The 14,700-nt window shown below is 47.5% G+C and carries 14 protein-coding genes; 6 read left to right on the forward strand and 8 right to left on the reverse strand.

Going from position 1 to position 14,700, the window contains the following annotated elements:
* Positions 1 to 57 precede the first annotated feature (57 nt).
* The 4 genes from GK108_RS01755 to GK108_RS01770 form a co-directional block, all read right to left on the reverse strand.
* Positions 58 to 1,041, reverse strand: coding sequence for a beta-ketoacyl-ACP synthase III (locus GK108_RS01755; protein WP_163941837.1), 984 nt, complete (start codon positions 1,039 to 1,041; stop codon positions 58 to 60).
* Between the two features lie 101 nt (positions 1,042 to 1,142).
* Positions 1,143 to 2,084: a phosphate acyltransferase PlsX gene (gene plsX, locus GK108_RS01760; protein WP_163941840.1), complete on the reverse strand. Its 942-nt coding sequence runs from the start codon at positions 2,082 to 2,084 to the stop codon at positions 1,143 to 1,145.
* A gap of 144 nt (positions 2,085 to 2,228) precedes the next feature.
* Positions 2,229 to 2,423, reverse strand: a complete 195-nt coding sequence (gene rpmF / locus GK108_RS01765; RefSeq protein WP_163941843.1) for a 50S ribosomal protein L32 — start codon at positions 2,421 to 2,423, stop codon at positions 2,229 to 2,231.
* 108 nt (positions 2,424 to 2,531) lie between these two features.
* A complete protein-coding gene (locus GK108_RS01770) occupies positions 2,532 to 3,077 on the reverse strand; it encodes a YceD family protein (RefSeq protein WP_163941847.1) in 546 nt (181 codons plus the stop codon).
* Between the two features lie 212 nt (positions 3,078 to 3,289).
* Here GK108_RS01770 and GK108_RS01775 point away from each other — a divergent pair, with 212 nt between their 5' ends.
* The 4 genes from GK108_RS01775 to GK108_RS01790 all read left to right on the forward strand — a co-directional run bounded on the left by GK108_RS01775 (position 3,290) and on the right by GK108_RS01790 (position 5,946).
* Positions 3,290 to 4,183, forward strand: a complete 894-nt coding sequence (locus GK108_RS01775) for an EamA family transporter (RefSeq protein ID WP_163941852.1) — start codon at positions 3,290 to 3,292, stop codon at positions 4,181 to 4,183.
* Positions 4,184 to 4,274: 91 nt separating this feature from the next.
* The gene (locus GK108_RS01780; RefSeq protein WP_163941855.1) at positions 4,275 to 4,484 is read left to right on the forward strand and encodes a hypothetical protein; all 210 of its coding nucleotides are present in this window, start codon (positions 4,275 to 4,277) and stop codon (positions 4,482 to 4,484) included.
* Between the two features lie 24 nt (positions 4,485 to 4,508).
* Positions 4,509 to 5,294 (forward strand): cysteine hydrolase family protein, encoded by a 786-nt coding sequence (locus GK108_RS01785; protein ID WP_163941858.1) that lies wholly within the window; start codon positions 4,509 to 4,511, stop codon positions 5,292 to 5,294.
* A gap of 22 nt (positions 5,295 to 5,316) precedes the next feature.
* Positions 5,317 to 5,946, forward strand: a complete 630-nt coding sequence (locus GK108_RS01790; protein WP_163941860.1) for an LON peptidase substrate-binding domain-containing protein — start codon at positions 5,317 to 5,319, stop codon at positions 5,944 to 5,946.
* A 46-nt stretch (positions 5,947 to 5,992) separates the two neighbouring features.
* On the opposite strand, the gene GK108_RS01795 is transcribed toward GK108_RS01790, so the two are convergent.
* From GK108_RS01795 to GK108_RS01810, 4 genes are all read right to left on the reverse strand, one after another.
* Entirely contained in the window at positions 5,993 to 6,676 is a 684-nt protein-coding gene (locus GK108_RS01795; protein WP_163941862.1) for an NUDIX hydrolase, read from the reverse strand.
* 6 nt (positions 6,677 to 6,682) lie between these two features.
* Positions 6,683 to 7,612, reverse strand: a complete 930-nt coding sequence (locus tag GK108_RS01800) for a phosphodiester glycosidase family protein (RefSeq protein WP_246224618.1) — start codon at positions 7,610 to 7,612, stop codon at positions 6,683 to 6,685.
* 20 nt (positions 7,613 to 7,632) lie between these two features.
* Positions 7,633 to 9,840, reverse strand: a complete 2,208-nt coding sequence (locus GK108_RS01805) for a S9 family peptidase (protein WP_163941864.1) — start codon at positions 9,838 to 9,840, stop codon at positions 7,633 to 7,635.
* 90 nt (positions 9,841 to 9,930) lie between these two features.
* Complete coding sequence (locus tag GK108_RS01810; RefSeq protein ID WP_163941866.1) at positions 9,931 to 10,452, reverse strand: DinB family protein; 522 nt, start codon at positions 10,450 to 10,452, stop codon at positions 9,931 to 9,933.
* A 221-nt stretch (positions 10,453 to 10,673) separates the two neighbouring features.
* Between GK108_RS01810 and GK108_RS01815 the strand changes: the two genes are divergently transcribed.
* On the forward strand, positions 10,674 to 12,965 hold the full coding sequence (locus GK108_RS01815; RefSeq protein WP_163941868.1) for an ATP-dependent helicase: 2,292 nt from the start codon (positions 10,674 to 10,676) through the stop codon (positions 12,963 to 12,965).
* A gap of 98 nt (positions 12,966 to 13,063) precedes the next feature.
* Complete coding sequence (locus GK108_RS01820; RefSeq protein WP_163941870.1) at positions 13,064 to 14,692, forward strand: OmpA family protein; 1,629 nt, start codon at positions 13,064 to 13,066, stop codon at positions 14,690 to 14,692.
* The last annotated feature ends 8 nt before the right edge of the window (positions 14,693 to 14,700 follow it).

Below are 14,700 nucleotides of genomic sequence, written 5' to 3' on the forward strand. Positions count from 1 at the left end.
ATGCACTTGTTTCGAATCGATTACAAATGTATAAACGGCAAACAGACTAACTCAGTTTTAATACGCCCACTTGACGTAAGCAGCTCCCCAGGTAAAGCCACCACCAAAGGCAGCCAGAACCAGGTTATCTCCCTTCTTCAGTTTTGATTCGTAATCAAACAGGCAGAGCGGAATGGTCGCTGCGGTGGTATTGCCATACTTGTGGATATTCATCATGACTTTGTCCGGCTCGATACCCATTCGGTTCGCCGTAGCGTCAATGATTCGTTTATTGGCCTGGTGCGGTACCAGCCAGGCTACATCGTTGCCTGATAACTGATTGCGCTCCATGATTTCAGCCGATACGTCGGCCATGTTTTTAACCGCGAATTTGAACACCGCCGGTCCGTCCTGATAGACGTAGTGCCAGCGTTTTTCAACGGTTTCGTGGGTGGGTGGATAACGGCTGCCACCTGCTTTTTGAAAGAGATGGTTCTGTCCAATACCGTCTGATTTGATAATCGAATCAAGTATGCCTACGCCCTCATCATTCGGCTCCAGCATAACGGCCCCCGCACCATCACCAAACAAAACGCAGGTTGTGCGATCAGTATAATCGGTAATGGCCGACATTTTATCAGCTCCGACAACCACAACTTTTTTGTACTTGCCAGTCTCAATAAATTGTGTACCAATAGTTAGTGCGTACAGAAAGCCGGAACAGGCTGCCTGAATGTCGAAACTGCCAACGTTACGAATGCCAACCATGTCGCAGATAAGATTCGCCGTACACGGGAATACGTAATCAGGCGTAGTGGTGGCGCAAATTAGCAAATCTACTTCGGCTGGCCTGATATTGAGTTTTTCGAGTAATCCAGCAACTGCTTTCGCACCCATGTGAGAGGAGCCCATTCCCTCGCCTTTCAGAATATGACGTTCTTTAATCCCCGTACGGGTCGTAATCCATTCGTCACTCGTATCTACCATACGTTCCAACTCTGCATTGGTTAACACGTAATCGGGAACGTAGCCGTGGATTCCTGTTATGGCAGCTTTACTCATAAGTTGGTGGTACAAAAAGAGTTTATAGTTTACGGTTTATAGCTTTCTTGGTTTATGATATCAATGAATCGAGTATGAAACCTATAAACTGGAAACTTAAACTAACTGAGGGCTTGTGCAATTTTAGTATACGCGTCGGACTCAACCTGCCGGATGGCCAGACCAATCATGTTTTTTATAGCCAACGGCGACGATATGCCGTGGGCAATGATTACGTTTCCGTTGACACCCAGGATGGGGCTGCCACCTACAGATTCGTAATTGGTTTTGTCTAAAAAGTCGTCACTGATACCCCGTTGAGCCGCTATGCCATAAAAGGATTCACCCAGTTTAAACATAGCGTTGCCAGTGAAGCCATCGGTTACAATAACGTCGGCCTCGCCCGCGAAGAAATCACCACCTTCAATGTTACCGACGAAATTAATTTTCCGGCTATCTTTCAGAAGCTGATGAGCTGCCTGGGCTACCAATGAACCTTTCTGCTCTTCGGAGCCAATATTCATCAGGGCAACGCGAGGTCGTTCAATCCCGAATGTATACTGGGCGTAAATGGAGCCTATTTCGCCAAACTGAGCCAGCATTTCGGGCTTACAATCGGCGTTGGCTCCTATATCCAGCATCACTGCATGGCCCCCCGTAATTTGTGGGACAAAGCCAGCAATGCAAGGACGTAAAACGCCTTCGATCGCTTTGATGCTAAACAGGGCTCCTACGTGCATAGCACCCGTATTACCAGCACTACAGAACGCATTAACCTGACCATCCTTCAAAAGCTTAAACCCAACTCCGATACTGGAATTGGGTTTCTGGGAGAGCGCCTTTGTGGGGTGCTCACTCATTTCAATGACGTCGTCAGCGTTAACTAATTCAATGCTGGTGTTCGTTTCGGCACCGTATTTTTTGATAAGTTCCTGCATAACGGACTGCCTGCCAATCAGTACGATAGCTACATTTTCCGGCAATTCCGCAGCGGCCATTACAACTCCTTCTACAATTGCTTCGGGAGCAAAATCGCCACCCATTGCGTCCACTGCAATTTTCATCGACTCCGTTAGTTCATACTTTCCAGCTCAGCTGGATTGCAAAAAAATATGCGTAAAAATAGGGAGGTGGCGGGCAATAAAAAAGTATTTCGCGTTCATCTTCAGGAAGACGTCAACGAAATACTCTTTATAATGCGGTAATAACTAGGCTGTTTTAACGTAATTTTCGACGATCATCTGGCCTTTATAAAAAAGGTTTCCTTCGAAAACGTGAGCGTGGTGACGCTTGTGAACTTCACCGGTTTGCGCATCGGTCGAAAGCGTTACAGCCGAAGCTTTGTAATGAGTTCTGCGCTTGTCGCGACGGGTACTGGAGTGGCGTCGTTTGGGATGTGCCATGATTAATGTACAGTTGTCTGTTTACAGTTTTTAGTAGTCCGCCGTAGCGGTTCATGTTTTCAGCAGAACGATCTCGGCCTTATACCAAAACCGTAAACTGAAATCGTGTTAATTGTCACTCAATTTACGTAAGGCGGCCCAGCGTGGATCAATCGCCGACTGGTCGTCTTCGTCATTTATCTCTGCGTCAGAGCGATAAATTACTTTACCATTCTGCTCATCGTCAGCTTCGTTTTCATCCTCATCACGAAAACGAGGATGCAATCGCTTCATCGGTAGCGACAGACTGATGAACTCAAAAATGTAACGGGCTACGTTGATCGTGGCGGTGCTACGTTCAATAAGTTCAATTTCGTCGCTCAATTCTTCGTTATGATCGCCGAACTTCAGCAACATAATTTGCTGCGTATCCACTGGCTCTTCGTACTCATCCAGGCTTCGGTCGCACGTTTGTTCAACCGTGCCCGTGATATGAAAATCCAGTCGGATCATCGTTTCAGACTTCTCCAGCACGACATGCGTGTGAATAGTGCCTTTCTCGATCAAATCCTGTTCAAGCGCAGCAAAAAACGCATCGCCCGACGTAAAATCGTACTCGTGCCGTTTATTGTCTAAACCGACAATGTTTATGTCGTATGCGCGTAATGTATTCATCTCTGTGTCCTCCGCTTTGGCGGTTCGGTCCAAAAATAAGACCGCAAAGGTACGAAATGTTTGTGAATCAGTAAAGTGATAACTAAAAAGGTTTTTTAGCTCGCGAAAAAATCTGGCCTTTTCAGGGAAATAATGCCTGATTGGATTAACTTATCACCATACCAATACCGACACTACGTGTCAACTCTTATGACACGTTTGGGTTTTATATTATGTTGTTGATCATCATTACGGTTACTTGGCTGGCCGTTCTGGTTCGTATTGTAGCGAATCCATTATCCAATGTATTTCAAAAGCAGTTGACGCAGCGCTCGGCGGATCCGTTGTTTGTTATTGCCGCTACCTATGGTTTTCTGGCAATGGCTTGCCTGGCCGTTTGGCCGCAACTACAATTTACAGGATTGTCGTCGGAGTTTTGGCAGAGTATGGTTATTGTTGGGGTCTTTGCGGTGGTTGGTAATTTGTTTTTAGTAAAAGCGCTGCATATCGGCGATTTGTCGGTGCTGGGGCCAATTAATGCCTATAAATCGGTGATCGGCCTGATTGTGGGTATCTTTCTCCTGAACGAAATTCCGGGGCTTTGGGGCTTAGCAGGTGTTTTATTGATTGTTGCCGGTAGCTACGTAGTGTTGGGAACGAAACAGCAGCGTAAGGGATTTGCGTGGAGTGTTTTCAAGCGCCCGGAAGTTAAGCTACGCCTGGCCGCTCTAGTGTTTTCGGCTGTCGATGGTGCTTTTCTGAAAAAAGCAATCGTGCTGTCAACGCCAACCATTGCGTTCTTCTACTGGTGCCTGTTTGGGTTTGGCTTCACATTTATCTGGATTTGTCTGACTTTAAGGAAACAATGGCAGGAGCAGACAAAACTGTTGTTTTCCCAAAAAAGTCTGTATTTAGCCTTATTTCTAACCGTGGGAGTAACACAGGGCGCCAGTAATATAGCGCTGGCCGATATGCCGGTCGGATATGCTCTGGCGCTCTTTCAGACATCGGCGCTGGTCAGTGTTCTGTTTGGCTATCAGTTCTTCAACGAAGGTGGCATACTCCGTAAGCTTATAGGTGCGGGCATTATGGTGGCGGGAGCCGTAATGATTACTATGTTTGGGTAAACATCTACTTATAAACTCGGTTATGATTGCTAGGTTTAAAGCAAATTGACTGATTCCATTCATAAGTCAACATCAAAAATAATTCTGTCCTATGTCTACTTACAAACTCGTAGAAAAACACGCTATTGAACATCACAATGAATATTACGAAGTACGAATAACGCAGGATGATGAGCATCCAGAAAGCTTATTCTTTACTACCAATGAAGAAAACCTGGAAGACGTAGCGGCTGATATTATAGCCGAACAAAAACCCGGCGCGAAGCATTGGACGGTTATTCCACACCATAAAGACAGCTAGAGCACTTACGAAAAACAAAGACCTGTGACTACCGCTTTCCTGATTATTGACGCTCAGTTTGATTTTTGCCACCCAGACGGGGCTTTGTTCGTGCCCGGTGCCGAACAGGATATCGAACGGATAAGCAACCTGATCCGACAACATACCAATGCCATCGATCATATTGTTGTTACGCTCGATACGCACCACCTGCTCGATATTGCCCATCCTATGTTCTGGCAGGATGCTACAGGAAATCATCCTGATCCGTTTACCCGTATCTCAGCGGAAGACGTTGATAATGGGCGATGGATACCCCGGTTTGCGGTCGATACAGCGAAACGCTACGTTCGTGATCTGGAAGCCAGTGGGCAGTTTCAGCATTTTATATGGCCAGAACATTGCCTGATTGGTTCACGTGGTGCTTCGTTGCATGATACGTTGCTCAATGCCCTGAAAGACTGGTCACGTCATCGGGAGCTTGATTACGTTGCTATTCAGAAGGGATTACATCCGCTGTCGGAACATTTTGGCATATTCCAGGCGCAGGTTCCGGATCCATCGGTTCCTGAGACACAGCTCAATACAAAACTGATTGCTGATCTGGTACGCTTCGATAGAGTATATCTAATGGGTGAGGCAAAATCACACTGCGTAGCTAATAGCCTGAAACAAATTCTGGACTATGCGCCAGAACTCGTACCTAAACTTGTTGTCGTAACGGATTGTATGTCGGACGTAACAGGGCTGGGTTACCTTGCGGATCCAATTTACGCCGAGGCACGTAGCAAAAAGGTGCTTTTTGCTACGTCTGATGCTATTTTTAGATGAAAAGCCTTACCTTTTAGGCGTTATGGAGAAAACGCTGCCGCTATTTCCGCTTAATTTGGTTGTCTATCCAGGCGAAGATCTGAACCTGCATATCTTTGAGCCTCGCTATCGCCAGCTCATCAATGAATGTCTGGAAGAAGAACGGACGTTTGGCATTCCGGCATTTATTAACAACAAACTGCCGGGCTACGGTACCGAGATGCACGTGACAACCCTGCATAAACGGTACGACGATGGCCGAATGGATATCAAATCAAAAGGATTACGGGTATTTCGTCTGGTAAACTTTGAAAATCCTGTTCCGGGTAAATTGTATGCTGGCGGAGAAATAGAACTGGTTGAGCCAGGCGACAGCTTCAGTGCTCATGCATCGGTGCTTCAGCAGCATCTGGAACGACTTTATACCTTGCTGCAGATCGAAACGGATTATGATCCGGCCAGTGAAAATTTCTCCTATAAAGTAGCCCACAAAGTTGGCTTATCGGTTGAGCAGGAATATGAAATTTTAACGTTGGAAAGCGAAGCTGAACGCCAGCTGTTCCTTATCCAGCATCTCAACAACGTATTGCCCGTAGTAGCCGATATGGAACGTACCAAGCAACGTATCCGTATGAATGGGCATTTTAAGAATCTTGATCCCCTGAATTTCTGATTTATACGAAGAGGCCAGGTTTTTACCTGGCCTCTTCGTATGCTATTTAGAGAAGTTTCATTGTCTCATAATCAGCAACATGCTGCAGGTACAGAAAATGGAGCAGTAAACCGTTAATGTTCGTTACTAGCTTATGCGCTTCGGGTAACGTAGTAACAACGGTAGTGATCCGCTCAAATTCCGACTGGTTGCCCATGTCTTTGTGGTGAAACGCCATAATTGCGTCGCGGGAAAGCTCACGCTCGATGAAAAAGAAATGCATGCCTTCGTCGCTCGTACCCGTACTAGGGTGCCACAATTTAGGATTGAGCTTCGTTAAGTCGGCGGCCGTTACGTCCAGGCCGATTTCTTCACCCAGTTCACGAGCTGCTACTTCGTCGGGAGCGTCGTCGGCATCCACCATACCGGCTGGATGCTCATACGTATGAGAACCATCGGCAATACGTCGCTGCCGGACTAGTACAACAAACTTTTCCTTCGTTTCCTGATCAATCAGGCATACCAGCATCGATACAGCATGGCCTTTCAGAAACAGGGCAGGTGGAATTTTATCGCCTTCAGGAGTGTCGGCATCCACTTCAAGCATAGCGAATAATACTTCGCCATTGTGCCTGCGACGAATATAAAAATCCTTGATGCCGTTTATGGTTAGCCCATTGCTTTCCATCTGTTGTTTCCAGAAACGAAACTTTGGGGCATCCTCAAGGGCTTCTTCTTTATAGTTGCTCATATTGGTTTATCGTATGATCATTACATTGCTAACCGGTCGTTCGCCCGTATGAATCCATTGTTTACTATCGGATGGATAGTTAACCACGCCGTTACTGCCTTCGCCAACACTACTGATCCATAAGGTTGTAGAACCACCGCCATCCAGATTGATAGCATCGCGGCAACCGAGCCAGCGCATGAGGCTGGTGAGTTCGTGGAGATTCATGCCCTGGGCATTGGCGTTACGTCCATCAACGGTTGCCATAATGAGTTGTTTTCGTGGCCCCAGACAGAGGCAGGTCCGTGGATGACGATTATCGTTGAAAGCATTTTTTTGCAAGGGATGCGGTTGTCCATCTTTAAGGAGCAAAGGGCCAGTCGTCATTACGTTATCAGCGGGTAGTTGACGGTCCCAGCCAGGTTTGTTACCACCGTATACGATTTGAACCCGATTTTTATGGATAACAATGGCCGCTTGCTGATGTTCTACAAGCCCTTTTTCGGACAAGCGAGTCGTATCCATTAGGTGGCCATCAACTTTAATCAGATCGACGGAGCCGCCGTTTTTTACGTCAAAAAATGTTCCGTTCAAGGCAACTGTGGCATTGAATTTCTTACCGAACCAGCTGGTAGGTTTCAGGCTATCACCTGCCGAAGCAAAGCTGATAACAGGTGTGCTACGTCTGTTTTTGACAACGATCAGATTGATATTTTGCTTTGAGCCAAACAGATTATCGAAATGGGTTTCTTTCCAGACAACCCGCTTTTTGATTTGTCGGGTACGCCAGCTCGCTTTTTGTACCTGCACTGAATCGGAGAGGGGTTGGGCGTTCAGAGAAAAACCCGCAAAGGTTAATAAGAGGAGTAAGAACGTACGCATAAAGTCTGTAAACACAGCGGAAGCCGGGATATTCATCGAATTCACGAATATCCCGGCTTCCGCTGTGTCTGCCAAATTAAATTATTTCTACGAAATTATTTCTGCGTGAGTCCCTGCGCATCAGGTCCGACGTAACGCTCGAAGAATTCATAGATACGTAGCATACGGTCGATACGTTGACGTACATTGCCTGATCGACTTAGCTCGTGGGTCGCTCCTGGCATCCGAACGTATTCGACCGGGCGGCCCAGAATCTTCAGACTTTTGTAGAGCATTTCGCTTTGAATGACCCCCGTGCGAAGATCATTCTCCCCGTGTTTGATCAGCAGGGGTGTTTTGATGTTTTCGACGAAGGTGTAAGGCGAGTTAGCATCCAGCACTTTCGCGTCGGCTGTCCAGGGGTAGGCGAAGTAATTCGGAACTAATCGCCATGCGTTTCCTTCTCCCAGGAACGTAGTGAGGTCATACACCCCTCGCTGAGAGAACGCAGCTTTAAACCGATTATCATGGCCAACGATCCAGGCTGTCAGATAACCCGCATACGATCCACCCGTAATAACCTGACGACTTGTATCGACCCATGCTTCTTTGGCGGCTGCGGTAGCTGCGGCCAGAACGTCTTCCGTAGGGCCGGTGCCCCAGTCTTTAATATTAGCCCGCTGAAAATTGATGCCGTAACCGCCCGAGCCGCGTGGGTTTGCGTAAACAACACCGTATCCCTGAGAACACATATATTGAAATTCGTGCCACATAGAAGCCTCACCAGGTCCCCACATAGCCGTTGGACCTCCGTGCATATTGAGCAGAAGCGGATATTTTTTGCCGTTTTCGACGAAAGATGGCTTCATAATCCAATAATCAACGGTTTGGCCGAGCGAATTTTTGTAGGTGTGCTTTTCCGGGAAGCTCAACTGTTTTTGGGAAACCCACTCGTTATGATTGCTGAGCTTCGTCTGGTTTTTGGCGGTCGCATCGGTCACGTACAGTTCGGAGGGGTTTGTAACTTCTGTTTTGGCAAAAACAATCTGGTTGCCGACTACATCGAAAGCAGTAACGCCACTTTCGTAACTGGTTAGCTGGACAACCTCACGGGTTGCCGGATTGAGCCGGTAAAGCGGAACCCCACCATTCGAAGAGGCCGAAAAGTAAATGGCATACGTAGTGGCTGCCTTTTTCCCTTTTCCGGTGGCTGGTAATTCGGCCCAGGTTAGATTGCTGGCTGCCCGGTCGAACGTAACGAGCTGGGTACCTGAAGCCGTTATGCCATTCAACGTAGCTAAACCGATTTGACCAAAGTTGACGCCTTCGGATGGGCTAACCATAAAGGCTAGCTGCTTGCCGTCGGGCGATACTTCGGGCGATCCGTAGCTTTTGCCTGCTTCGGCCAATACAACCGTACGGGTTCCTGCGCCACTGGCCGGAATGAAAACAATAGCGTTGTCAGATTCTCGATCCGGGTGTTTGAGCGAGTCCCGATCCGTTACAGCTAACAGACCTTGTCCATTGGGCAACCAGTTAGCCGCCTGAAACGACCAAAAGCCTCGGGTGAGTGCTTTGGGGGCAGCTCCCTCGGCAACGTCTACTACGTAAAGATGAGTGAACGACAGATCCGGCTCAGTAGTCGATTCGCCCTGGAAGTTAAGCCGGTTAATGACTTTGGCTTTTTTATCGTCAACGTCTTTGTTTAGGTAAGCACGAATTTCGGCGAGCGATCCATCAGGATTCGCTTTAATTTTTTTGTCTGGCTTGATGAAGTTATTCGTCGAAAAACCTGGTTTTTCAAGTGACCATAGCGGGCCGTTTTTGCCGGGATTCAGGATTGAATCGTTCAGCATCTGATTCGTTGTAACAACGCTGGTGAAGGCGATTTTTTTGCCGTCGGGCGACCAAGCCGGGCTGGATGCGCCATACGGGCTAGTTGTTAACTGCCAGGCTTCACCACCATTTAAGGGCATGATAAAAATCTGTCCTTTGCCTTTTACGGTTCGTACGAATGCAATTCGCTGACCATCGGGCGACCACGTAGCCTGCCGGGCTGATTCGGGGCCACGCGTCAACGCTTTTGGGTCTCCAGCCTGTAAACCGGTCAGATAAACGTGAGTCTTATACTCATATTCTTCTTTCTGATCGGGATTGGGTTCAATGGTCGTTAGGGCGTAAACGGCCTGTTTGCCATCGGGCGATAGTTCAATACCGCCCACCTGTTTGATACGGGTGAGATCGGTAACGACGACTTTGTTTTTCGTTTGTGCGTACACAAACTGAGTCGTCAGAAAAAGAAGAAGGAAAGTTCGTTTTAGCATAGCTACTTTTCTAGTCTAACAGGCGAAAATACGAAAAAGGGGGTAGAGAATGATTATTCTTTACCCCCTTTCCATGAAGCAGTAGATTATCTAGCTAATCAGCGGGACGTAGCGTTCCCGAACAATATTGGCATGATGGATAGCATGGCCAACTACTACGTAGCCAAGTGCCAGGGCTGAAATGGTTTGATTGAAGCAGATGCCATTACGAAGCAGCATTTCGTCGTCAAAGCTTTTGAACAGGCAAATGCTGGCCTGGCGTAGAACAGCATATTCGTCGTATAAATCAGCAATGCTACGTCGGTTGGCGTTGGCAACATTGCCGAAGTGTACTTCGTCGTAGCCCGGTAGCGCCGTTTTGTCGTTACGGGCAAAACGCATCGCCCGATACGTCATGATACGTTCGTTGTCGATGATGTGCTGCATAATATCTTTTATCGTCCATTTGTCAGGAGCGTAACGGAGTTGGCCCAGGGCTTCGGCCGTTTCGATAGGAATTAAGCTGGCATACGAAGCGGTTTGTGTCAGGGCGTCGATACAATCAATGTTATCGGCCAGATTGATGTACCGGTCGAAAAACTGCGGCATCACCTGAATATCGGACTTAGTCATGATGGGAGGAATGTTTTTTCGACCGGAAAGATCAGAAACTTTCGGGATTTCTTGTATACAGGAATAGATCAGTTCGGGCAGGAAGACGATTCGGTTTCTGCCCCGCTTTCACCAAATTTTTTCGTAGTTTTGATTGTTATATAAAGACGCTGGATGCTGGACATCGCGGGCTGGTCCTTTGTTAAATCCAGCATCCAGCGTTTGCTATCATACGTCTTTATATGGTTGATTACATTTCTGGTTTGAATGACCCTCAGCGGGCAGCCGTTCTGCACGGCAGTGGTCCACTGATGATTATAGCAGGTGCAGGTTCGGGAAAAACGCGCGTTCTAACGTATCGGATTGCCCACCTCATCGAAAATGGTGTTGATCCATTCCGCATCCTTTCTCTGACATTTACCAACAAAGCGGCTGGCGAAATGCGGCACCGTATTGAAAAGGTTGTTGGAACGGAAGCCCGGAATATCTGGATGGGAACATTCCACTCGGTGTTCGCCAAAATATTACGTATTGAAGCCAAAGCCATCGGCTATACGAGCAATTTCTCGATTTACGATACGGACGATTCGAAGTCGTTGCTGCGAAGCATCATCAAGGAAATGGGTCTGGACGATAAAGTGTACCGGGCCAATAATGTGTTTGGACGTATTTCGGGTGCCAAGAACCGGCTCATTGGTCCTGATGATTATATCAACAATCCCGTTATTCAGGCTGATGACGAGTCGGCCCGGATGCCGCAGATTGGTCGGATTTACAAGCAGTACAGCCTTCGCTGTTTCCAGGCCAACGCAATGGATTTCGACGACCTGTTGTTCAACACAAACGTCTTATTTCGCGACCATCTGGATATTTTGAACAAATACCAACACAAGTTTCAGCACGTAATGGTCGATGAGTTTCAGGATACCAACGTATCACAGTATCTCATTACCCGTAAGCTGGCGGCTGTTCATCAGAACATCTGTGTTGTGGGCGATGATGCCCAAAGTATTTACGCGTTTCGGGGTGCCAATATTGAAAACATCCTGAATTTTCAGCGTGATTACGGCAAGGAAAACGTCAAGATCGTAAAGCTGGAACAGAATTACCGATCCACTAAAACAATCGTTGAGGCCGCCAATTCGGTTATATCACGTAACAAGAATCAGTTAGACAAACACGTCTTCACGGATAATGAAGACGGATCGCTGATCGACGTAATTAAAGCCTCGTCTGATAACGAAGAAGGGCGATTGGTGGCGTCGGCCATTTTTGAGGCAAAGGTAAACAATGGTCTCGCGAACAACGATTTTGCGATTCTGTACCGGACCAATGCGCAGTCGCGGGCGTTTGAAGAAGCGTTACGTAAGGTTAGTATCAAGTACCGGATCATTGGGGGGCTGTCGTTCTACCAGCGGAAAGAGATTAAGGATCTGATTGCCTACCTGCGTTTCACGGTCAATCAGCAGGACGAGGAAGCATTTAAACGGATTATTAACCTGCCTAAACGCGGAATTGGCGATACAACCGTCGCTAAAATCAGTGTACTGGCCGCCGAAAAAGAAGACTCTGTCTGGGAAATTGTTGCGGAAATCAATAAGCACATTGCGGGTCGTGCGGCTATCGCCATTGAAGCGTTTGCTGACCTGATCAAGAGTTTCAAATTGCTATTAGATCAGAAAGATGCGTTTGAGGTAGCATCACATATTGCCAAGGCTTCAGGGTTGCTTAAAGAGCTATATGACGACAAAACCGTTGAAGGGCTGGCGCGTTACGAGAACGTACAGGAATTGCTGAACGCTATCAAAGAATTTGTCGATAATCCTGATAATGACGATAAAAGTCTTAGCGCATTCCTGCAGTCGGTTTCGTTACTGACAACGGCCGATGAGAAGGAAGATGATGGTGACAACGATAAAGTGACGTTGATGACCATTCACGCGGCTAAAGGGCTGGAATTTAAGTACGTGCATATCGTCGGGATGGAGGAAGATCTGTTTCCCAGCCAGATGATGCTCGAAAGTCGGAACGATCTGGAAGAAGAACGACGACTTTTCTATGTAGCCATCACGCGGGCTGAGAAACGTCTGACTATGTCTTATGCCGAAACGCGGTACCACTACGGTCGGCTTAAGATGTGCGAACCAAGCCGGTTCCTGATGGAAATGGACCAGCGCTATCTAAAAATGTCGAAGCTCCGGTCGGCTCCCAGCCGCATGGATTTTGATCGGCCTGAACGAGACAGAAGCGAAAGTACATCGACCGGCTCGATGAGTTTTGTGCGATCATTAGCGCAAAAAACGGCGCGAACGCAGACTCCGCAACAAAGTCCGTCGCACACACCTTCGCCCGATTTTACGCCGACTAGCACGGCTGATCTAGCGGCAGGCCAACGGGTTGAACATGCTAAATTTGGTTTTGGTATGGTGAAAAAGGTGGACATAAACGGAACCGAGCGCAAAGCGACCATTCAGTTCGAAACGGTGGGCGAGAAAGTGTTGCTCTTAAGTTTTGCAAAACTGCGCGTGGTGTAGTTGGGAAATGTTACCAAACGAAGTGGCCTGAGGTGCATACAATTGTTGTTACATCGAGCGTTTCCTATAAAAAATATCCCACTATCCTTTGTTAGTTTATGAATGTTTACGGTGCTATAGCCGCCAGTCTGATTAGTCTACTACTTTCATTTGGTGCTACAGGCCAGCCTAAAGCTGACTCGACAGGGGCGGCAGGAGCCGAGAATCTGGGTAATCAGGTTAATTCAGAATATAACGAGATCAATCCGCTTATCTCTCCGGACGGGAAAACGCTCTATTTCGCTCGAATCAGCCACCCAAACAATACGCACGGTGCTAAAGGAAGTCAGGATATATGGTATTCTGAACGTGATGCAGCTAGTGGCAAATGGGGACCTGCCCGGCGTATGGGCTTTCCGCTGAACAAAGATGAGTACAATTGCGCCTACAGCATTACGCCTGACGGTAATACGATGCTCATAAAAGGGCAGTACGCTAACGGAAACTACGAAACCCGTGGTTTTTCGCTCAGTAAACGCACAGCCAGCGGTTGGTCGGCTCCTCAGAAGATCAACATTCCCAATTACGTTAACATGAGTAAAGGTCAGTTCGACTGCGGGTTTATGTCGGCTGATGGAAAAGTGTTGCTGATGGCTTTCAGTGAGAAGAAAAACAGCAAGGAAGATGACCTTTACGTTAGCTTTCGTGAGAAAGATGGGTCCTGGACAAAGCCGATGGATCTAGGTCCTGAAGTGAATACGAAATTTACGGAAACGACTCCGTTTCTGGCTCCCGATGGTGCTACGTTGTATTTCTCCAGTAACCGCGAAGGCGGTCTGGGGAGTAACGATATTTACGTTTGTAAGCGAGTTGATAAAACCTGGAAACACTGGTCAAAACCCGTCAATCTGGGACCAAAAGTGAACACCGATGGGTATGACGCGTATTACACGCTATCGGCCGCTGGTGATTATGCCTATCTCACTACGTTCAAAAATACGATCGGCAAAGGCGATATTGTTCGGGTAAAAATCTCCGACGATCAGCCCGCGAACCAGCCAGGCAAACTGGGTGGCGGGGGCGACGATGTTGCTGGAAAAACGGACGTAACGCGTCCTGATCCTGTAGCGCTTATCAGCGGGAAAGTGATCGACTTAAAAACAGGAAAGCCAGTTGAGGCACGTATCGTTTACCAAACCCTGCCCGATGGGGCTGAGGCTGGCGAAGCTACGTCTGACCCTCTAACGGGCGAATACAAGATTGTGCTTCCGTACGGAAAAAAATACAGTATGCGGGCCATTGCAAAGGATTTTATTGCCGAAGGCGATAATGTTGATCTGACGCAACCGAAGGGTTTTCAGGAAATAAAGGGCAAGGAATTGAAGATGGTGCCGATTGAGAAAAACAGTGTTGTTCGGTTGAATAATATTTTCTTCGATACAGGTAAATCGGAACTACGCCCTGAATCAAGCCCAGAGTTAGACCGGCTGGTAACGACGCTGAATGAATTCCCCAAAATGGTTATCGAAGTTCGGGGCCATACGGATAATACAGGCTCCAATGAGATCAACAACAAGCTTTCTCAGGATCGGGCCGATGCGGTTCGGGAGTATTTTATCAGTAAAGGGATTGAGCCGGATCGAGTTGGTAGTAAAGGTTTTGGCGAAACAAAGCCCGTAGCAGCCAACGATACAGAAGAAGGCCGTCAGCGAAATCGACGGGTTGAGTTTATGATTATCAATAAATAGGCAGACGT

It is taken from the genome of Spirosoma terrae (genome assembly GCF_010435915.1).
GTDB classification, from domain to species: domain Bacteria; phylum Bacteroidota; class Bacteroidia; order Cytophagales; family Spirosomataceae; genus Spirosoma; species Spirosoma terrae.